Source organism: Streptomyces xanthophaeus (assembly GCF_030440515.1).
In the GTDB taxonomy this organism is placed as follows: Bacteria; Actinomycetota; Actinomycetes; order Streptomycetales; family Streptomycetaceae; genus Streptomyces; species Streptomyces kutzneri.
The window spans coordinates 3537439-3558141 of sequence record NZ_CP076543.1; the positions used below are offsets into that span (position 1 = coordinate 3537439).

At 72.0% G+C, this 20703-nt stretch carries 17 protein-coding genes; 9 read left to right on the forward strand and 8 right to left on the reverse strand.

What is annotated here, in order from left to right; translation table 11 throughout:
- Positions 1-24: 24 nt before the first annotated feature.
- Positions 25-1035 carry a polyprenyl synthetase family protein gene (locus KO717_RS15355; protein ID WP_301367999.1) on the reverse strand — a complete coding sequence of 337 codons (1011 nt, stop codon included), beginning with the start codon at positions 1033-1035 and terminating at the stop codon, positions 25-27.
- A gap of 419 nt (positions 1036-1454) precedes the next feature.
- Here KO717_RS15355 and KO717_RS15360 point away from each other — a divergent pair, with 419 nt between their 5' ends.
- Positions 1455-3458: a CocE/NonD family hydrolase gene (locus KO717_RS15360; protein ID WP_301368000.1), complete on the forward strand. Its 2004-nt coding sequence runs from the start codon at positions 1455-1457 to the stop codon at positions 3456-3458.
- 111 nt (positions 3459-3569) lie between these two features.
- Here KO717_RS15360 and KO717_RS15365 read toward each other — a convergent pair whose 3' ends face one another.
- Positions 3570-4388 (reverse strand): HAD family hydrolase, encoded by an 819-nt coding sequence (locus KO717_RS15365; protein WP_301368001.1) that lies wholly within the window; start codon positions 4386-4388, stop codon positions 3570-3572.
- Between the two features lie 339 nt (positions 4389-4727).
- On the opposite strand from KO717_RS15365, the gene fahA reads away from it, so the two are divergent.
- From fahA to KO717_RS15405, 8 genes are all read left to right on the forward strand, one after another.
- Positions 4728-5951, forward strand: coding sequence for a fumarylacetoacetase (fahA, locus tag KO717_RS15370; protein WP_301368002.1), 1224 nt, complete (start codon positions 4728-4730; stop codon positions 5949-5951).
- Between the two features lie 139 nt (positions 5952-6090).
- Positions 6091-6861 (forward strand): GntR family transcriptional regulator, encoded by a 771-nt coding sequence (locus KO717_RS15375; RefSeq protein ID WP_301368003.1) that lies wholly within the window; start codon positions 6091-6093, stop codon positions 6859-6861.
- A 52-nt stretch (positions 6862-6913) separates the two neighbouring features.
- Positions 6914-7141: a 4Fe-4S dicluster domain-containing protein gene (locus tag KO717_RS15380; protein ID WP_030011381.1), complete on the forward strand. Its 228-nt coding sequence runs from the start codon at positions 6914-6916 to the stop codon at positions 7139-7141.
- A gap of 14 nt (positions 7142-7155) precedes the next feature.
- Positions 7156-8520: an ABC transporter substrate-binding protein gene (locus tag KO717_RS15385; RefSeq protein WP_301368004.1), complete on the forward strand. Its 1365-nt coding sequence runs from the start codon at positions 7156-7158 to the stop codon at positions 8518-8520.
- Positions 8517-9518 (forward strand): ABC transporter permease, encoded by a 1002-nt coding sequence (locus KO717_RS15390; RefSeq protein ID WP_301368005.1) that lies wholly within the window; start codon positions 8517-8519, stop codon positions 9516-9518. Before KO717_RS15385 ends, KO717_RS15390 begins: the two co-directional genes overlap by 4 nt.
- Positions 9515-10264: an ABC transporter ATP-binding protein gene (locus KO717_RS15395; protein WP_301368006.1), complete on the forward strand. Its 750-nt coding sequence runs from the start codon at positions 9515-9517 to the stop codon at positions 10262-10264. Before KO717_RS15390 ends, KO717_RS15395 begins: the two co-directional genes overlap by 4 nt.
- 11 nt (positions 10265-10275) lie before the next feature.
- A complete protein-coding gene (locus KO717_RS15400) occupies positions 10276-13020 on the forward strand; it encodes a fumarate reductase/succinate dehydrogenase flavoprotein subunit (protein ID WP_301368007.1) in 2745 nt (914 codons plus the stop codon).
- Positions 13021-13133: 113 nt separating this feature from the next.
- The gene (locus KO717_RS15405) at positions 13134-13745 is read left to right on the forward strand and encodes a hypothetical protein (RefSeq protein WP_301368008.1); all 612 of its coding nucleotides are present in this window, start codon (positions 13134-13136) and stop codon (positions 13743-13745) included.
- A 104-nt stretch (positions 13746-13849) separates the two neighbouring features.
- Here KO717_RS15405 and nuoN read toward each other — a convergent pair whose 3' ends face one another.
- Genes nuoN through nuoI form a run of 6 tightly spaced genes read right to left on the reverse strand, consistent with a single transcriptional unit; the run spans position 13850 to position 20702 of the window.
- Positions 13850-15505: an NADH-quinone oxidoreductase subunit NuoN gene (nuoN, locus tag KO717_RS15410; protein ID WP_301368009.1), complete on the reverse strand. Its 1656-nt coding sequence runs from the start codon at positions 15503-15505 to the stop codon at positions 13850-13852.
- Entirely contained in the window at positions 15502-17094 is a 1593-nt protein-coding gene (locus tag KO717_RS15415; protein WP_301368010.1) for an NADH-quinone oxidoreductase subunit M, read from the reverse strand. The genes nuoN and KO717_RS15415 overlap by 4 nt, the downstream gene beginning before the upstream one ends.
- 1 nt (position 17095) lies before the next feature.
- The gene (gene nuoL, locus KO717_RS15420) at positions 17096-18988 is read right to left on the reverse strand and encodes an NADH-quinone oxidoreductase subunit L (RefSeq protein ID WP_301368011.1); all 1893 of its coding nucleotides are present in this window, start codon (positions 18986-18988) and stop codon (positions 17096-17098) included.
- Between the two features lie 9 nt (positions 18989-18997).
- On the reverse strand, positions 18998-19297 hold the full coding sequence (gene nuoK / locus KO717_RS15425) for an NADH-quinone oxidoreductase subunit NuoK (RefSeq protein ID WP_030653455.1): 300 nt from the start codon (positions 19295-19297) through the stop codon (positions 18998-19000).
- Positions 19294-20109, reverse strand: a complete 816-nt coding sequence (locus KO717_RS15430) for an NADH-quinone oxidoreductase subunit J (protein ID WP_301368012.1) — start codon at positions 20107-20109, stop codon at positions 19294-19296. The genes nuoK and KO717_RS15430 overlap by 4 nt, the downstream gene beginning before the upstream one ends.
- Complete coding sequence (nuoI, locus tag KO717_RS15435) at positions 20106-20702, reverse strand: NADH-quinone oxidoreductase subunit NuoI (RefSeq protein ID WP_301368013.1); 597 nt, start codon at positions 20700-20702, stop codon at positions 20106-20108. Before nuoI ends, KO717_RS15430 begins: the two co-directional genes overlap by 4 nt.
- Position 20703 lies beyond the last annotated feature (1 nt).

Genomic DNA, 20703 nt, shown 5'->3' on the forward strand with positions numbered 1-20703 from the left:
GGGCCCGTTCCGGTGGCGTGGCCGTCAGCCGGCGCGGTGCACGACCGCGTCGCAGAGCTCTTCCAGCGCCGACTTGGCGAAGCACTCCGGCAGCGGGGCCAGCATGGCCCGCGCGTCCTCGGCGTACTGGATGGTGTCGCGGCGGGCCCGCTCCAGGGCGGGGTGCGCCCGCAGCCGGGTGAGCACCTCGGCGTGGCGGGCGTCGTCCGTCAGGTCGCCGTCCAGGAGCTGGACGAGCTCCAGGTCCGCCGGGTCTCCGCCCTGGGCCGCCATCTCGCGCAGCCGCAGCACGGGCAGCGTCGGGATGCCCTCGCGCAGGTCGGTGCCCGGGGTCTTGCCGGACTCGTGCGCGTCGGAGGCGATGTCGAGGACGTCGTCGGCGAGCTGGAAGGCGGTGCCGAGCCGCTCGCCGTACTGCGTCAGGATGTCGACGACCGACGCGTCGGCGCCGGACATGAGCGCGCCGAAGCGGCCGGAGACCGCGATCAGCGAGCCGGTCTTGCCGGCGATGACGTCGAGGTAGTGGGCGACGGGGTCGCGGCCGTCGCGCGGGCCGGCCGTCTCCAGGATCTGGCCCGTCACCAGCCGCTCGAAGGCCTCGGCCTGGATGCGTACGGCCTCCGGGCCGAGGTCGGCCAGGATGTGCGAGGCGCGGGCGAACAGGAAGTCACCCGTCAGGACCGCCACCGAGTTGCCCCAGCGGGCGTTGGCGCTCTCCACCCCGCGGCGGACGTCCGCCTCGTCCATGACGTCGTCGTGGTAGAGCGTCGCGAGGTGCGTGAGCTCGACCACGACGGCGGACGGCACGATGCCGGGCGCATAGGGATCACCGAAACGGGACGCGAGCATCACCAGCAGCGGCCGGAACCGCTTGCCTCCGGCCCGCACCAGGTGCTGTGCGGCCTCGGTGATGAAGGGGACTTCGCTCTTGGTGGCTTCCAGCAGACCCGCCTCGACGGCGGCCAGTCCGGCCTGGACATCGGTCTCAAGAGCCTGGTCCCGCACGCTCAGTCCGAACGGCCCGACGACGGTCACGAGGGGTACTCCTGTCTGCTGACGATCACGCTGACGATCACATGGATTGTCGATGTGTCGCTGCCATCACTCAAGCCAGCGTATCGGGTCTGTTTTCGATCACCGAGAGCGCCTTCCCGGCCACCACCCGCGCACTGTCCGATGATCACCGGTATGTTCTGGATAGGCAGAATCAACCGGAGAATGCGTTTTGCCCAGAACAGCGACCGATATGGACGAGTCCGGGGATCCGGAGGCCGACCGGCCGCCGCCTCCGCCTCTCTCTCCGTCTCCGTCTCCGTCCCGGCGGCCCACGGGACCATGGTCCACCTCGTCCCCGTCGCCGGCGGATGGCTCGCCGGACGGACGACGACCGGCGCGACACGGGGCCCGGGACACCCCCGAGGGACACGTCCGAGGCGATTGGCGGCTGAGAACAGATGATCATCCGTACCGACTTCCCGTACGGCACCACCCACGAGGACGTCCGGATCCCGCTTCCCGACGGTGTCGAGCTGTACGCCCGGATCTGGCGCCCGGTGACGGACGAGCCGGTGCCGGCCCTGCTGGAGTACCTCCCGTACCGGCTCACCGACTGGACCGCGCCGCGCGACCAGCAGCGCCACCCCTGGTACGCGGGACACGGCTACGCCTCCGTTCGGGTGGACGTGCGCGGGCACGGCTGCAGCGGGGGCCGGCCGGGCGACGAGTACGACGCCCGCGAGCTGGCCGACGGGGTCGCGGTGGTGGAGTGGCTGGCGGCGCAGCCGTGGTGCACGGGGTCGGTGGGGATGTTCGGGATCTCCTGGGGCGGGTTCAACTCCCTCCAGATCGCCGCGCTGGCCCCGGAGCCGCTGAAGGCGGTCGTGACCGTCTGCTCGACGGACGACCGGTACGACAACGACGTGCACTACATGGGCGGCTCGGTGCTCGCCGTGGACATGCACGCGTGGGCGGCGACCCTGCTGGCCTTCGCCTCCCGCCCGCCGGACCCGCAGTTCACCGGCGACGACTGGCGCCGGATGTGGCTGGACCGGCTGGAGGCGGTGGAACCGCTCGTCCACACCTGGCTCTCCCACCAGACGCGCGACGCCTACTGGCGCCACGGCAGCGTCTGCGAGGACTACCCGGCCGTCCGCGCGGCCGTGCTCGCGGTCGGCGGCTGGCACGACCCGTACCGGGACACCGTGCTGCGGCTGGTCGAACACCTGCCGTCCGCCCGCGTACGGGGCCTGATCGGGCCCTGGTCGCACCAGTACCCGGACCGCGGTCTGCCGCCGGGACCGGCCATCGGCTTCCTGCAGGAGACCCTGCGCTGGTGGGACCACTGGCTGAAGGGCGCGGACAACGGGGTGATGGAGGAACCGCTGCTGCGCACCTGGATCAGCGAATCGCACCCGCCCGCGACGGTGTACGAGGAGCTCCCGGGCCGCTGGGTCGGCGAGAGGTCCTGGCCGTCGGCGTCCGTCATCCCCGTGCCGTACGTGTTCCAGGGCGCGCCGGTGGCGGTGGCCTCCCCGCAGCACACCGGGCTGGACGCGGGCCGCTTCTTCCCCTTCGGCAACGACGCCGACCTGCCGCCGGACCAGCGGGAGGAGGACGCGAAGTCGGCCTGCTTCGAGTTCCCGGTCGGGCGCGAGGAGCCGGTGGAGATCCTGGGACGGCCGTCGGTCACCCTGCGGCTGCGGCTCGACGTGCCGTACGGGCAGGTGGTCGCCCGGCTGTGCGACGTGGCCCCGGACGGCTCCTCGACGCTGATCACGCGGGGCGCGCTCAACCTCTCGGCGCGCCGGGGCCGCGACCGGGCGCTGCCCTGGCCGGTGGGCGCGTACGAGGACGTCACCTTCGAGCTGAACGGCATCGGGCACGCCTTCGCGCCGGGGCACCGGATCCGGCTCGCCGTGTCCTCCGCGTACTGGCCGTGGATCTGGCCGCGGGCCGGGTCCGAGGCCGGGTGGACCCTGGACCCGGCGGGCAGCGCGCTGACCCTGCCGGTGCGGGCGGGCTCCGCGGCGGACGGCGGGATCGTCTTCGAGGCGCCGGAGCAGGCGGAGCCGCTGGGTGTGGTCGTCCCGGCGACGCTGGACGAACCGCGTCCGGAACGGCTGGTCGTACGGGACGTCGCGCGCGGGACGTGGCGGCTGGAGGTGGACCCGCGGTACGGGGGCACCCGGGTCTTCCCGGACGGTCTGGAGTACGAGGAGGACGCGGAGGAGGTGTACGAGATCCAGGACGCGGACGCGCTGTCGGCGCGCACGTTCTCGCGGTGGCGGATCCGGCTCCACCGGCCGGAGCTGGGCTGGGACGCGCGGGTGGAGACGCGCTCGGAGATCCGTTGCGACGAGGGCGGCTTCCTGACGTCGAACGAGGTGGTGTGCCGGGAGGGGGACGAGGTGGTCTTCCACCGGACGTGGGAACGCCGGCTGCCGCGCGCGGCGGGCTGAGCGGGCCGGCCCGCCCTGGCGGGCGGCCCCGGGGCTCCGCCCCGGACCCTGCGCCTCAAACGCGGCGAGGCTGCTTCTTTCGGCCGCGCCGGCGTTCGAGGCGGGGCTCGGCTAGCCGAACAGCCGCTCCAGCACCACCGCGATGCCGTCCGCCTCGTTCGACAGGGTGATCTCGTCGGCGACCGCCACCAGCTCGTGGTGGGAGTTGGCCATCGCCACCCCGTGGGCCGCCCACGCGAACATCGGGATGTCGTTCGGCATGTCCCCGAAGGCGATCGTCCCGGACGGGGAGACGCCGAGGACGTCCGCCGCCCGCGCGAGCCCGCTGGCCTTGTCGATGCCCGGAGGCTGGAGTTCCACCGTGTGCTCGCCCGCCATCGTGACGTTCACCATGTGGCCGACCACCGACCGCGCCACCCGGGTCAGCTCGTCGTCGTCCAGTTCCGGGTGCTGGAGCAGCACCTTGTTGATCGGCGCCGACCACAGGTCGCAGCGCCGCGGGACGCGGACCGTCGGCAGGTGCGGGTGCCACATCCGGTAGCCCGGCCCTATCAGCATCTCCGCGTCCAGGCCCTCCTGGTTGACCGCCGCGTAGACCTCGCCGATCTCCGCCTCGATCTTGCCGAGGGCCACGTCGGCCAGTTCCCGGTCCATGGACACGGAGTGCAGCAGGCGCCCGCGCGCCGCGTCGTACACCTGCGCGCCCTGCCCGCACACCGCAAGCCCCGTGTGGCCGAGCCGGTCCAGGACGTGTCGGACCTGGGGTACGGGGCGTCCGGTGACGATGATGTGCTGGGCGCCGGCCGCGCGCGCCGTCGCGAGCGCCTCGTACGAGCGGGCGGAGACGGTGTCCCCGGCTTGCAGCAGAGTCCCGTCCAGGTCTGTGGCGATCAAGGCATAGGGAAGGGCCGGAGGCGGGGCGGAAGTCACGGCGCCTAGGATACGGACCCCTTTGGACAAGTCCTACAAATAGAGCCCGAATCCGGCCTCCCCCACGTCCCATCCGTCACTTTGACGCGCTGCAGCGCCGAGCGGGGCAGGGGCTGGGCAGGGAAGTGCACAACCCCGACCGTAGGGCCCCCGATCGACAGCACGCACCAAAAGATCAGATATGACCGGAACTGTGGATACCTGACCACAGCCGTCGTCCCGGGGTGTGTTTCATCTCCGACCGGGTACCCGCGCGTTCCCGCGGGATCCTGAGTAGCGTGTCCCGCACCGTGTCTACCGGGACACCCCCGGACCGCGTCGAAAGCGAGGCAGTACCCCATGCCCCAGCAGAGCCCCCTCGATGTCCCCGAGGGCGACCCGTTCGGGCCGCACAACCTCCCCTACGGCGTCTTCTCGACCGCAGCGGACGACCGGCGGCGGGTCGGTGTGCGCATCGGCGGATTCGTCCTCGACGCGGGGGCGGCCGCGGCCGCGCTCGGCTCCCCGTTCGCGGGCCTGCTCGGGCGGACCTCGCTCAACCCGCTGCTGGCTGCCGGTCACACCGCCTGGCGCGACGTGCGCCGCGCGCTGACCGCCTGGGTGACCGACCCCGGCCACCGCCCCACCGTCGAGCCGCACCTGGTGCCGCTCGACGAGGTCACCCTGCACCTGCCGTACGAGGTCGCCGACTACGTCGACTTCTACGCGAGCGAGCACCACGCCACCAACGTCGGCAAGATGTTCCGCCCGGACGGCGACGCGCTGACGCCCAACTGGAAGCACCTCCCCATCGGTTACCACGGCCGCTCCGGCACGATCGTGGTCTCCGGCACCGACGTCGTACGCCCCAGCGGCCAGCGCAAGGCGCCCACCGACCCGGCGCCCGTCTTCGGCCCCTCCGTCAAGCTCGACATCGAGGCCGAGGTCGGCTTCGTCGTCGGCACCCCCTCCGAGCTGGGCCGGCCGGTCGCGCTGGGCGACTTCGAGGAGCACGTCTTCGGGCTGTTCCTGCTCAACGACTGGTCGGCGCGCGACATCCAGGCCTGGGAATATGTGCCGCTCGGCCCGTTCCTCGGCAAGTCCTTCGCCACCTCCGTCTCCGCCTGGGTCACCCCGCTGGAGGCCCTCGACGCGGCCCGCGTCGCCCCGCCCGCCCGGGACTTCCCGCTCCAGCCCTACCTGGACGACGCCGCCCTCGACCGCCCCGGCGGCTTCGACCTGCGCATCACCGTCTCCATCAACGGGCAGGAGGTGGCGCAGCCGCCCTTCGCCACCATGTACTGGACGGCCGCCCAGCAGCTCGCCCACATGACCGTCAACGGCGCCTCCCTGCGTACCGGCGACGTCTTCGGCTCCGGCACCGTCAGCGGTCCCGAGGTCGGCCAGCGCGGCTCGCTGCTGGAGCTCACCTGGAACGGCCGGGACGCCATCGAGCTCACCGACGGCAAGCGCACCTTCCTGGAGGACGGGGACACCGTCACCCTCACCGCCTGGGCCCCCGGCCCGGACGGCACGCGCGTCGGCCTCGGCGAGGTCACCGGCCGCATCGTGGGATCGCGCTAGTCCACCCCTCGGTCGGCGGGGTGGCGGATCTTTCCGCCACCCCGCCGAAACCGCAGCTCAGAGCCCTGCGCCAGCGCCATCAGGTGGCGCAACACTGCGGCAACACCACCGGCGCCGGGCCGCCGGTACGTTCCCTGCCATGCCAGCCGAACGAACCGCCACGCACACCGTCCCGGTCGCCGCCGCGCGCCGGCGGCGACTGCGCGCGGACCAGGCTCGCCAGCTCGCCGACCTGCTGCGCCACCAGATCCTGGCGGGCGGCTACCCCGGCGGGGTCCTCCCCCTGGAGGGCGAACTCGCCGACTCCTACGGCGCCGGCCGCAACACGGTCCGCCAGGCCCTCGACCTGCTGCGCGGCGAGCGGCTCGTGGAGCGCCGCCCCGGCGTGGGCACCGTCGTGGTCTGCGAGAAGTACCCGCACGGCCTGGACCGCCTGCAAGGCCTGGCCGAGACGCTGAACGAGCACGGCCGGGTGACCAACGAGGTCCGCACCGTCGGCCCCGTCCGTGCCCCCGCCCCGGTCGCCGGGCGGCTCGGTCTGCCCGAGCACGCCGACGTGCTCTACATCGAACGGCTGCGGCGCCTGAACGGGCTGCCGCTCTCCCTCGACCTCACCTACGTCCCGATGGACATCGGCACCGGACTGCTGGGCTGCGACCTGGAGAACACCGACGTCTTCCGGCTCCTGGAGCAGCTGACCGGGCAGCCGCTCGGGCACGCCGAGATCACCCTTGAGGCCGTCAACGCCGACGCGCACTCCGCCGCCGTCCTGCAGGCCCCGCGCGGGGCCGCCGTCCTGATGCTCGAGCGCCTCACCCACCTGGGCGACGGGCGGCCCGTGGACCTGGAGTTCATCCGCTTCCACGGCGACCGGATCACCATGAGCGGCCTGCTGCGCCGCGCCCTCTGAGCCCTCCGAGCCCCCTCCGACACCGAACGTACCCACCTTCCTGGAGACAGCCATGCCTGTGGTCCCCCAGCGCGGCGACGTGCCCGTGACCATCGACGAGTCCCTGTGCATCGACGGCTGCACGCTCTGCGTCGACATGTGTCCGCTCGACTCGCTCGCGATCCGCGAGGACAACGGCAAGGCCTACATGCACGTCGACGAGTGCTGGTACTGCGGCCCGTGCGCCGCCCGCTGTCCCACCGGCGCGGTCACCGTCAACATGCCCTACCTGCTCCGGTGAAAGGTCCCCTCCCCATGCGTACGACGCGTACGACGCGTACGAAGACACTCGCGCCCGCCGCGCTCGCCCTGCTCCTCGCGCCGCTGGCCACCGCCTGCTCGGGCTCCGCCGGTGCGGCCGGCTCCAAGACGGTCACCGTGACCGTCGGCTACCAGTCCAAGACCATCAACACCGTCACCGCCGGCACCCTGCTGCGCTCCCTCGGCTACTTCGAGGAGGAGCTCGCCGCGCGCGGCGAGAAGGACGGCATCACCTACAAGGTGGACTGGCAGGACTACGCCACCGGCGCCCCCATCACCGCCCAGATGACCGCCGGGAAGATCGACATCGGTTCGATGGGCGACTTCCCGCTCCTGATCAACGCGGTGCGCGGCAAGGAGCTGAAGCAGCCCACCCACCTCGTCTCCGTGACCGGCTACAACCTGCGGGGCGGCCTCAACACCGTGGTCACCGCACCGGAGTCGAAGCTGGAGTCCCTGGCCGACCTGCGCGGCAAGAAGGTGTCGACGAGCGTCGGCTCGGCGGCCGACGGAACGCTGGTACGGGCACTGCAGCGCGCCGGGATCGACCCGACGGGCGGCATCGAGAAGCTCAACCAGCAGCCCAGCGTGGGTGCTTCGGCGCTCCAGGCGGGCAGCGTCGACGCGCTCTCGCAGTTCGTGGCGTGGCCGGGCCAGCTGGCGTACGAAGGCCGGGCCAAGGCCCTGTACGACGGCGCCGAGCTGAACCTGCCGACCTTCCACGGGGTCACCGTGCGGGAGAAGTTCGCGAAGGAGCGGGCCGGCGTACTGGACGACTTCCTGCGGGCCCAGCGGCGGGCCACCGACCACCTGCGCGCAGAGCCGGTCGCGGCCGCCGAATCAGTGGCGAAGGAGACCGGGCTGCCGGCGGAGGTGGTGTACCTGTACAACGGGGCGAACGGCATCGCGACCTTCGACCCGGCCCTGCGCCCGGAGCTGATCGACGCGCTGAAGCAGGACGTGCCGGTGCTGAAGGACGCCAAGCTGGTCGGCGACGTGGACGTGGACGCCTTCGTGGACCCGGCGCCGCTGGCCCGGGTGGCGGCCGGGACGGCGGAGTACCCCAAGGCGGTGGCCGCCCGCCCCGAGCTGTGGCTGAAGGGCCAGGCCCGGACCCTGTCCTTCGACTCCCCGCGCGAGCTGCTGAAGGCGGCGCGCGGCGCGGACGTCCGGGCGGCGTACGTGCCGGACGCGGTGACGGGCACGCTCTGGTTCGCGGACAAGGCGGTGTGGGTCGCCGAGGGGCCGGAGCTGCGCGCCTTCGTCACGCCGGCGGGCGCGAAGGCGTACGTGGCGGCGCACCAGGGATCCGGGGCGCGCATCGTGAGCTTCGCCGAGGCCGGGGCCCTGGCGTCATGACGGGCGGCCGCTGGCTGCTGCGGGCGGCCTCGCTCGGCGCGGCCCTGCTCGTGTGGCAGGGGCTGACCTCACTGGACGTGAACGTGTGGCTGCGCTTCGAGCAGTTCCCGACGGTGGGCGAGGTCGCCGGGGCGTTCGCCGAGCGGGCCGGGACCGGGCCCTTCTGGCAGGACCTGGCGTCCAGCCTGCGCCGGATCGTGACGGGCTTCGCGCTCGCCGCGGTCCTGGGCGTGGCGGTGGGCACGGCGATCGCCCGGTCGCGGATCGCGGCCGACGTGCTGGGCCCGTTGCTGGAGGTGCTGCGTCCGGTACCGGCGATCGCGCTCGTCCCGGTGGCGATCCTGCTGTTCCCCTCCAACGAGCAGGGGATCGTGTTCATCACCTGCGCGGCCGCCTTCTTCCCGGTGCTGGTCTCGACGCGGCACGCGGTGGGGGCGCTGAGCCCGGTGTGGGAGGAGGCGGTCCTGACCATGGGCGGCGGGCGGGCGCGGATCCTCTTCTCCGTGGTGCTGCCGGGCGCCCTGCCGGGCATCTTCGGGGGCCTGTCGGTCGGGATCGGGGTGGCCTGGATCTGTGTGATCTCGGCCGAGATGATCTCCGGCGAGTACGGGGTCGGCTACCGGACCTGGCAGGACTACACGGTGATCGACTACCCCGGTGTCTTCGTCGGCATGGTCACCATCGGCGCACTGGGCTGGCTGACCTCCACGGCGGTGGAGCGTGCGGGCCGCCGCCTGACGCGGTGGCTGCCGGCGCGCGACGGTGCGGGCGCCGGCCGGGCCCAGGCGCCGCGGCCGGAGGGCACGGCGGGCGCGAGGGGGCTGCGGCTCCACCCGCGGCCCGGGGCGTCACGGGCCCGGCAGGGCGCGGACCCCGAGGCCCCGCGTCCCGAGGCCCCGCGCCCCGACACCCCGCGTCCTGACGACCCGCGCCCTGACAACCCGCGTCCCGGCTCCGCCCGGGCGGAGCCCCGTACACGAGAGGTGACCTCGCCATGAGCCTGACCGATGTCGCGACCGCCCCCGTCGCCACCGCTCCCCGGGGGGCCCGGCTCGCGCTGCGCGGCGTACGGCTCGGGCACCGGGGGAACGTGGTGCTCGACGAGGTCGACCTGACCGTCGAGGAGGGCGAGGTCCTGGCCGTCGTCGGCCCGTCCGGGTGCGGGAAGTCCACACTGCTGCGCACCCTGGCCGGTCTGCTGCCCCCGCTCGCCGGCGCGGTGGAGCAGGACGGCGCCCCGGTCCGCGGCCCGGACGCCGACCGGGCGCTGGTCTTCCAGGACGACGCCCTGCTCCCCTGGCGCACGGTCCGGGCCAACGTCGAACTCCCGCTCGCCATCCGCGAGCAGGGCCGGGCCGAGCGCCGGCGGACCGCCGGGGAGTGGCTGGAGCGGGTCGGCCTGGACGGGCACGCGCACAAGTTCCCGCACCAGCTCTCGGGCGGGCAGCGCCAGCGCGTGCAGCTGGCCCGAGCCCTCGCCGCACGCCCGCGCGCCGTCCTCATGGACGAGCCGTTCGGGGCGCTCGACGCCCAGACCCGCGCCGAGATGCAGGACCTCCTCGTGGACGTCCTCGCGGGTACCGGCGCGACCGTCGTCTTCGTCACCCACGACGTGGACGAGGCGCTGTTCCTCGGCGACCGCGTCGCACTGCTCGGCGCCGCGCAGGTGGTGCCCGTACCGCGGCCGCGCGACCGCGGGGCCTCGTACGCCGGGCTCCGGCAGCAGATCATCAACTCACTCTGAAGGGCCGCACCATGGACATCCCCGCCATCGGCGACGCCGAGGAACTCTCCTGCGACGTCCTCGTCATCGGCGGCGGCACCGCCGGCACGATGGCGGCGCTGACCGCCGCCGAGCGGGGCGCGCGGGTCCTGCTCCTGGAGAAGGCGCACGTCCGCCACTCCGGGGCGCTCGCCATGGGCATGGACGGGGTCAACAACGCCGTCGTCCCCGGCCGCGCCGAGCCCGACGACTACGTCGCCGAGATCACCCGGGCCAACGACGGCATCGTCGACCAGTCCACGGTCCGCCAGACCGCCACCCGCGGGTTCGCGATGGTGCAGCGCCTGGAGTCGTACGGGGTGAAGTTCGAGAAGGACGAGCACGGCGAGTACGCGGTGCGCCAGGTGCACCGCTCGGGCTCGTACGTGCTGCCCATGCCCGAGGGCAAGGACGTCAAGAAGGTCCTCTACCGGCAGCTGCGGCGCCGCGAGATGCGCGAGCGGATCCGGATCGAGAACCGGGTGATGCCGGTACGGGTCCTGACCTCGCCCGAGGACGGCCGGGCGATCGGCGCGGCCGCCTTCAACACCCGCACCGGCGCCTTCGTGACCGTGCGCGCCGGGGCGGTGATCCTGGCGACCGGCCCCTGCGGACGGCTCGGACTGCCGGCCTCCGGCTACCTGTACGGGACGTACGAGAACCCGACCAACGCGGGCGACGGCTACGCCATGGCCTACCACGCGGGCGCCGCGCTGACCGGGATCGAGTGCTTCCAGATCAACCCGCTGATCAAGGACTACAACGGCCCGGCGTGCGCGTACGTCGCCAACCCCTTCGGCGGCTACCAGGTCAACCGGCACGGCGAGCGCTTCGTCGACTCCGACTACTGGTCGGGGCAGATGATGGCCGAGTTCGCCGCCGAACTCGCCTCGGACCGGGGCCCGGTCTACCTCAAGCTCAGCCACCTCCCGGAGGAGTCGGTGGCCTCCCTGGAGTCCATCCTGCACACCACCGAGCGGCCGACGCGCGGCACCTTCCACGCGGGCCGCGGCCACGACTACCGCACCCACGACATCGAGATGCACATCTCGGAGATCGGGCTGTGCGGCGGCCACTCGGCGTCCGGCGTCCGGGTGGACGACCACGCGCGCACCACGGTGCCGCGGCTGTACGCGGCCGGGGACCTGGCGTCCGTACCGCACAACTACATGATCGGGGCGTTCGTCTTCGGCGATCTGGCGGGCGCGGACGCGGCCAGGTACACGGCCTACGAGGGCACGCTGCCGGCCGACCAGCTGGCGGCGGCCCACGAGCTGATCTACCGCCCCCTGCGCAACCCGGAGGGGCCGCCGCAGCCACAGGTGGAGTACAAGCTGCGGCGGTTCGTGAACGACTACGTGGCTCCGCCGAAGACGGGTGCGAAGCTCTCGCTCGCCGTGGCGGCCTTCGACCGGATGACCGGTGAGATCGCGGAGATGGGCGCGACCACCGCGCACGAGCTGATGCGGTGCGCGGAGGTGTCCTTCATCCGGGACTGCGCGGAGATGGCGGCCCGCTCCTCGCTGGCCCGTACCGAGTCCCGCTGGGGCCTCTACCACGAGCGGCTCGACCACCCGGAGCGTGACGACACGGGCTGGCTGCACCACCTGGACCTGCGCAAGTCGGCCTCGGGGGCGATGGAGTTCACCGCCCGGCCGGTGGAGCCGTACCTGGTGCCGGTCGACGGGTTCGCCCCGGCCGGCGGCCCCTCACGGCACCTGGGCGAGGTCGACCTGGTCCCGGTGGCCACGGCGGGCCCCCGCGAGGCGGCCCCGGCGGCCCGCGCGCAGGCCTCCCCGAACCCGGACGGCCCGAACGGCCCGGACGGCCCGGACGCGGCCCCCGCACCCCCGCACGTCTCGGCGTCCTCGCCCCGGATCCTCGAACTGCTCTCCCTGGCCGAGGAGTCACCCGACCTGGCCGCCCTCACGCCCTACCTGGCCGACCCCGATCCGGCGGTACGGGCCGCCGCCGTCGCCGCGCTCGGCGAGACCGTGCCGGCCGGCGCGGGGCCCGCGCTGGCCGCACGCCTGGCCGACGCCGCTCCCGTCGTACGGGCGGCCGCCGCGGCCGCGCTGCGCGAGCTCGTGGAGGTCCTGCCAAGCGGGCCGGAACTCGGCGCGGGCCTGCGCGCCGCCCTCGCCGTGCCCGACCCGGCGGTACGCTCCGCCGCCCTCGAAGTCCTGCGGGCGCTGCGGCTCGGCGACGCGGAGCTGTACGCCTCCTCACTGTCCGACGCCGACCCGGAGGTCCGCATCCACGCGGTCCGCGCGCTGGTCTCGGTGGACGCCGTCCCGCAGCTGGCCGCGGCCGCCGCCGACCCGGCCCGTGAGGTCCGGGTGGCGGTGGCCAAGGGCCTGGCCTCGGTGCACGCCCCGGCCCCGGCCCCGCTGGACCCGCTGCTGGCGGACGCCGACCCGCTGGTGCGGGGTGCGGCGCTGGGCGCGCTGGCCTCGGTCGGCTGCCCTGACGGGTACGCCCGTACCGCGGTGGCGGCTCTGGCCGACCCGGCCTGGCAGGTCCGGGCGGGGGCGGCGGCCGGGCTGTCGGCGGCCGCCCCGGAAACGGCGGTACCGGCTCTGGCCAAGGCCTTGGCCGACGCCAACGCGGACGTCCGCAAGGCCGCGGTCCTCGCCCTGCTGGCGCACCGGGACACCGCGGAGGCCCGGGCGGCCCTGGCCACGGCAGTCTCGGACCCGGACGCGGACGTCCGCGCGTACGCGGCCCGCGCCGCCTGACCCTCACGCGGTGTCAGGCGGTGGTGTCGGACCCCCGTTTGGGGGTCCGCGGCGTGCAGGGCCCGCGGGGCGCCGGGATGGTGGACGAAAGCCCGTCGACGGCAGGAGTCGCCATGTCCCCCCATGTCCGCAAGGCCACCCTCGTGATCACCGCCGCCGTGTCGCTGGGCCTGGCCGCCGTGGTCCCGGCGCACGGGGTGGAGGGGCCCGCGCCCGACCCACGGAACAAGCAGGCCATGCGGGACATGGCGACGGCGATCGCGGTGACGGCCAAGTACGCGGACGAGCGGGCGGCGCTCAAGGACGGGTACGTCCCGCACGGCGAGGAATGCATGACCAACCCGTTCGGGGTGGGCGCCATGGGCTACCACTACGTGAAGCAGGCCAACTGGGGTTCGAAGGACCCTGCCAGGCCGACCGCGCTCCTCTACAGCAAGGACAAGGACCGCAACGGCCGCCGCAGGCTGGAGACGGTGGAGTGGATGTCGACCGACCGGGACCAGGACCTGAAGACCAGCGACGACCGGCCGAGCATGTTCGGGCTGCCCTTCGACGGGCCGATGCCCGGCCACTGGGCGGGCATGCCCAAGCACTACGACCTGCACATGTGGGCGTACAAGGAGAACCCGGCGGGCCGCTTCCACAACTGGAACCCGGCGCTGACCTGCCCGAAGAAGGCCCCCACCCCGGGTAAGCCGGCCGCCGCCCACCCGCACGGCCATTAGCCCGCGCCCGCCGCCACGGGCGTCCGAAGCAATAGCCCCGCGCAACGGGCGAAGGGCCCGGCTTCCCCGAGGGGAGCCGGGCCCTTCCTCCAGGCCGGACCGGATCAGCGGACGAAGGTGCTCGCCTGACCCGCCAGGTCAAGGAAGTACTGCGGGGCGAGGCCCAGGACCAGGGTGACGGCGACGCCCACCGCGATGGTGGTCATCGTCAGCGGCGAGGGGACCGCCACCGTCGGGCCGTCGGCCTTCGGCTCGCTGAAGAACATCAGGACGATCACCCTGATGTAGAAGAACGCGGCGATCGCGGACGAGATGACACCGATCACGACCAGCACGCCGGCGCCGCTCTCCGCCGCCGCACTGAACACGGCGAACTTGCCGGTGAAGCCGGAGGTCAGCGGGATGCCCGCGAAGGCGAGCAGGAACACCGCGAAGACGGCCGCCGTCAGCGGCGAACGCCGTCCCAGCCCGGCCCACTTGGACAGGTGCGTGGCCTCGCCGCCCGCGTCGCGCACCAGCGTGACCACCGCGAAGGCGCCGATCGTCACGAAGGAGTAGGCGCCCAGGTAGAAGAGGACGGACTGGACGCCCTGCGCCGAGGTCGCGATCACACCGGCCAGGATGAAGCCCGCGTGCGCGATCGAGGAGTAGGCGAGCAGTCGCTTGACGTCCGTCTGGGTCACCGCGATCACCGCGCCCGCGAGCATGGTGACGATGGCCACCGCCCACATCACCGGACGCCAGTCCCAGCGCAGCCCGGGCAGGACCACGTAGAGGAGGCGCAGGAGCGCGCCGAAGGCGGCCACCTTGGTCGCCGCCGCCATGAAGCCGGTGACCGGGGTCGGGGCTCCCTGGTAGACGTCCGGGGTCCACATGTGGAAGGGGACCGCGCCGACCTTGAAGAGCAGACCCATCAGGATCAGCGCGCCGCCGATCAGCAGCAGCGCGTCGTTGCCCATGGTGGAGGCCAGCGCCGGGTCGATCTTCGCGACCGTGCCGTCGACCACGTCGGCGATCGCCGCGTACGAGACCGAGCCCGCGTACCCGTAGAGCAGCGCGATGCCGAAGAGGAGGAAGGCGGAGGAGAAGGCGCCCAGGAGGAAGTACTTCACCGCGGCCTCCTGCGACATCAGCCGCTGGCGGCGGGCGAGGGCGCAGAGCAGGTACAGCGGGAGGGAGAACACCTCGAGGGCGATGAACAGCGTCAGCAGGTCGTTGGCCGCCGGGAAGATCAGCATGCCGGCGATCGCGAACAGAGCCAGCGGGAAGACCTCGGTGGTGGTGAAGCCCGCCTTGACGGCGGCCTTCTCGCTGTCGCTGCCCGGTACGGATGCCGCCTGGGCGGCGAAGGAGTCCACCCGGTTGCCGTGCGCCGCGGGGTCCAGGCGCCGCTCGGCGAAGGTGAAGACCGCCACGACCGAGGCCAGCAGGATGGTGCCCTGCAGGAAGAGCGCCGGGCCGTCCACGGCGATGGCGCCCATCGCGGCGATGTGGGCCTTGCCGGACCCGTACCCGCCCGCGGCGAGGCCGACGACCGCGGCGAAGGCCGAGGCCAGCGCGGCGACGGTGAGGAACACCTGGACGTAGTAACGGGACTTGCGGGGCACGAAGGCCTCGACCAGGATCCCGAGCACCGCCGCACCCACCACGATCAGCGTGGGCGCGAGCTGTGCGTACTCGATGGTCGGTGCCGGGATCCGGTCGGCCGGTGCCTCGGCCGCCAGTGTCCACAGGCTGTGGGCGGAAGTCAGGGTGCTCACTTCGCCACCTCCCCGTTCTTCGCTTCGACGTCGACCTCGGGCTGCGGGTCCGTCTGCTTCACGTCCGACATGGTGTGCTCCACCGCCGGGTTGACGATGTCGGTGAGGACCTTCGGGTAGACGCCCAGCCCGATCAGCAGGGCGATCAGCGGGGCGACCACCAGGACCTCCCGCAGGCGCAGGTCCGGCATGGTGCGGACCTCCTCCTTCACGGGGCCGGTCATCGTCCGCTGGTAGAGCACCAGCGTGTAGAGCGCGGCGAGCACGATGCCGGTGGTGGCGATGATGCCGACGACCGGATACCGGGCGAACGTGCCGACCAGGACCAGGAATTCACTGACGAAGGGCGCGAGGCCCGGCAGCGAGAGGGTGGCCAGGCCGCCGATCAGGAAGGTGCCGGCGAGGACCGGGGCCACCTTCTGGACACCGCCGTAGTCGGCGATGAGCCGCGAGCCGCGCCGCGAGATCAGGAAGCCGGCCACCAGCATCAGTGCCGCCGTCGACAGGCCGTGGTTGACCATGTAGAGGGTGGCGCCGGACTGGCCCTGGGAGGTCATCGCGAAGATGCCCAGGATGATGAAGCCGAAGTGCGAGATCGAGGCGTAGGCGACCAGCCGCTTGATGTCCCGCTGGCCGACCGCGACCAGCGCGCCGTAGACGATGCTGATCAGGGCCAGCACCAGGATCACCGGCGTGGCCCACTTGCTGGCGTCGGGGAACAGCCCGAGGCAGAAGCGGAGCATCGCGAAGGTGCCGACCTTGTCGACGACCGCGGTGATCAGTACGGCGACCGGAGCGGTGGACTCGCCCATCGCGTTCGGCAGCCAGGTGTGCAGCGGCCACAGCGGGGCCTTGATCGCGAAGGCGAAGAAGAACCCGAGGAACAGCAGCCGCTCGGTGTTGGCCGACATGTCGAGCGTGCCCGCGGCCCGGGCGGCGGTGATCTCCTGGAGGGAGAAGTTCCCGGCGACCACGTAGAGGCCGATGACGGCCGCCAGCATGATCAGGCCGCCGACCAGGTTGTAGAGGAGGAACTTGACCGCCGCGTACGAGCGCTGGGTGGCCGCGTTCTCCTCGGAGCCGCCGTGGGCCCGGTCCCCGAAGCCGCCGATGAGGAAGTACATCGGGATGAGCATGGCTTCGAAGAAGATGTAGAAGAGGAAGACGTCGGTGGCCTCGAAGGAGATGATCACCATCGCCTCGACCAGCAGGATCAGGGCGAAGAAGCCCTGCGTCGGCCGCCACCGGGAGCTCTTGGTCTCCAGCGGGTCGGCGTCGTGCCAGCCGGCCGCGATCACGAAGGGGATCAGCAGCGCGGTGAGCCCGATGAGCACCACCCCGATCCCGTCCACGCCCAGCTCGTAGCGGACGCCGAAGTCGGCGATCCAGGGCCGGGATTCGGTGAGCTGGTAGCGGTCACCGCTCGGGTCGAAGCGGACCGCGACGAGCACGGCCAGGGCCAGTGTCGCCAGCGAGAAGAGCAGCGCGAGCCACTTGGCGGCGGTCCTGCGGGCGGCCGGTACGGCCGCCGTCAGGATCGCGCCGACCGCGGGGACCGCGGCCGTCACCGTCAGAAGCGGGAAACTCATTTCACACCGCCCTCATCAGCAGGGTCGCGGCGATCAGGACCACCGTGCCCCCGAACATCGAGACCGCGTAGCTGCGGGCGTAGCCGTTCTGCAGCTTGCGCAGGCGGCCCGAGAGCCCGCCGACCGAGGCGGCCGTCCCGTTGACCACCCCGTCGACCACGCTGTGGTCGAGGTACACGAGCGAGCGGGTCAGGTGCTCCCCGCCGCGCACCAGCACGACGTGGTTGAAGTCGTCCTGGTAGAGGTCCTTGCGGGCCGCCCGGGTGAGGAACGAGCCGCGGGGGGCGAGGACCGGGACGGGCCGCTTGCCGTACATCGCCCAGGCGATGCCGACTCCGACGAGGAGCATCACCATGGTGGCCGCGGTGACCGTCATGGCGCTGACCGGCGGGTTGCCGTGCGAGTAGCCCGTGACGGGCTCCAGCCACTTCAGGAAGCGCTCGCCGATCTCGAAGAAGGCACCGGCGAAGACGGACCCGAAGGCCAGGATGACCATCGGGACGGTCATGGACTTCGGGGACTCGTGCGGGTGCGGCTCGTGGCCGGCATCGTCCGGCTGCCAGCGCTTCTCGCCGAAGAAGGTGAGGAGCATGACGCGGGTCATGTAGAAGGCGGTGATGCCGGCGCCCAGCAGGGTGACCCCGCCGAGGATCCAGCCCTCGGTGCCGCCCTTCGCGAAGGCCGCCTCGATGATCATGTCCTTGGAGAAGAAGCCGGACAGGCCCGGGAAGCCGATGATGGCCAGGTATCCGAGGCCGAAGGTGACGAAGGTGACCGGCATGTACTTCCGCAGGCCCCCGTACCTGCGCATGTCGACCTCGTCGTTCATCCCGTGCATCACGGAACCCGCGCCGAGGAAGAGGCCCGCCTTGAAGAAGCCGTGCGTCACCAGGTGCATGATCGCGAAGACGTAGCCGATCGGACCGAGGCCCGCGGCGAGGATCATGTAGCCGATCTGCGACATCGTCGAGCCCGCCAGGGCCTTCTTGATGTCGTCCTTCGCGCAACCGACGATCGCACCGAAGAGGAGCGTGACCGCGCCCACGACGGTGACCACCAGCTGGGCGTCCGGCGCCCCGTTGAAGACGGCGGCCGAGCGGACGATCAGGTACACGCCCGCCGTCACCATGGTGGCCGCGTGGATCAGGGCCGAGACCGGGGTCGGGCCCTCCATCGCGTCACCGAGCCAGGACTGCAGCGGGACCTGGGCCGACTTGCCGCAGGCGGCCAGCAGCAGCATCAGGCCGATGGCGGTCAGCGTGCCCTCCGACGTCTTGCCCACGGCGGCGAACACCGGCTCGAAGGCGAAGGTGCCGAAGGTGGTGAACATCAGCATGATCGCGATCGACAGGCCCATGTCGCCGACGCGGTTGACCAGGAAGGCCTTCTTCGCGGCGGTGGCCGCGCTGGGCTTGTGCTGCCAGAAGCCGATCAGGAGGTACGAGGCGAGGCCCACGCCCTCCCAGCCGAAGTACAGCAGGAGGTAGTTGTCGGCGAGGACGAGGAGCAGCATCGCCGCGACGAACAGGTTCAGGTAGCCGAAGAAGCGGCGGCGCTCGTCGTGCTCCATGTACCCGATCGAGTACACGTGGATGAGCGTGCCCACCCCGGAGATCAGCAGGACGAACGTCATCGACAGCTGGTCCAGCTGGAAGGCCATGTCCGCCTGGAATCCCTCGACGGGGATCCAGGTGTACAGGTTCTGCGTCAGGGTCCGGTCCTCGGCCGTGCGCCCCAGCATGTCGGCGAACAGGACGACGCCGATCCCGAAGGAGACGGCCGCGAGCAGGGTGCCGATCCAGTGACCGACCTTGTCGAGGCGCCGGCCGCCGCAGAGCAGCACCACCGCTCCGAGCAGGGGCGCCGCGATCAGCAGCGCAATCAGGTTCTCCACAGCGACCCCTTACAGCTTCATCAGGCTGGCGTCGTCGACCGAGGCCGAGTGGCGGGTACGGAACAGCGACACGATGATCGCCAGGCCGACCACGACCTCCGCGGCGGCGACGACCATCGTGAAGAACGCGATGATCTGGCCGTCGAGGTTGCCGTGCATCCGGGAGAACGCGACGAAGGCGAGGTTGCAGGCGTTGAGCATCAGCTCGACGCACATGAACAGCACGATCGCGTTCTTGCGGATCAGGACCCCGGTGGCACCGATCGTGAACAGCAGGGCCGCCAGGTACAGGTAGTTGACGGGATTCACTTCGAGGCCTCCTCACGGCCGAGGCGCTCCGAGGAGGCCTGCTCCAGTGCCTTGAGGTCGTCGATGGCCTGGCTGGAGACGTCCCGGATCTGGCCCCGGGCGCGCAGCGTCCGGTTGACGGTCAGCTCGGAGGGGGTGCCGTCCGGCAGCAGACCGGCGACGTCCACCGCGTTGTGCCGGGCGTAGACGCCGGGCGCGGGGAGCGGCGGGAGCTGGACGCCCTCGCGGACGCGCTTCTCGGCGAGTTCGCGCTGGGTGGCGGCCCGTTCGGTGCGCTCGCGGTGGGTGAGCACCATCGCGCCGACGGACGCGGTGATCAGCAGCGCGCCGGTGATCTCGAAGGCGAAGACGTACTTGGTGAAGATCAGCTGGGCCAGGCCCTCGATGTGCCCGCCGGAGTTGACCCGGCCGAGCCCGTTGAAGTGGGTGAGCCCGGCGTTGGCGATGCCGCCGATCAGCAGGGTGCCGAAGCCGAGCCCGCACAGGACGGCCAGCCAGCGCTGTCCCTTGATGGTCTCCTTCAGGGAGTCGGCGGCGGTGACGCCGACGAGCATGACCACGAAGAGGAAGAGCATCATGATCGCGCCGGTGTAGACGATGACCTGGACGACGCCCAGGAAGTACGCCCCGTTGGCGAGGTAGAAGACGGCCAGGATGATCATCGTCCCGGCCAGGCTCAGTGCGCTGTGCACGGCCTTCTTCATCAGGATCGTGGCCAGCGCGCCGATGACGGCGACCGTGCCGAGGATCCAGAACTGGATCGCCTCGCCCGTGGAGGTCATGGACGCGGCGGAGGCGGCGAGGGCGCTCATGCGTCCACCTCCGTCGACTGCCCGTTCTCCGGGGCGGCTTCGCCCTTGGAGGCGGCGACCTGCCGGACGGTGCCCGGGGCGGCCCCGGTCACCAGGCCCTGGTAGTAGTCCGTGTCGTCCATGCCGGGGAAGATCGAGTGCGGTGCCTCGACCATGCCCTCGGTCAGGCCGGCCAGCAGCTGCTCCTTGGTGTAGATGAGCGATTCGCGGCTGGAGTCGGCCAGTTCGAACTCGTTCGTCATGGTCAGCGCCCTCGTCGGGCACGCCTCCACGCACAGCCCGCACAGGATGCAGCGGGCGTAGTTGATCTGGTAGACGCGGCCGTACCGCTCACCCGGGGAGTAGCGCTCCTCCTCGGTGTTGTCCGCGCCCTCCACGTAGATCGCGTCGGCGGGACAGGCCCAGGCACACAGCTCGCACCCGATGCACTTCTCCAGACCGTCGGGGTGCCGGTTGAGCTGATGCCGTCCGTGGAAGCGCGGTGCGGTCGTCTTCTGCTGCTCCGGGTACTGCTCGGTGAGGCGCTTCTTGAACATGGCCTTGAAGGTCACGCCGAAGCCCGCCACCGGGTTCTGCCACTTCTCGTCGGACATC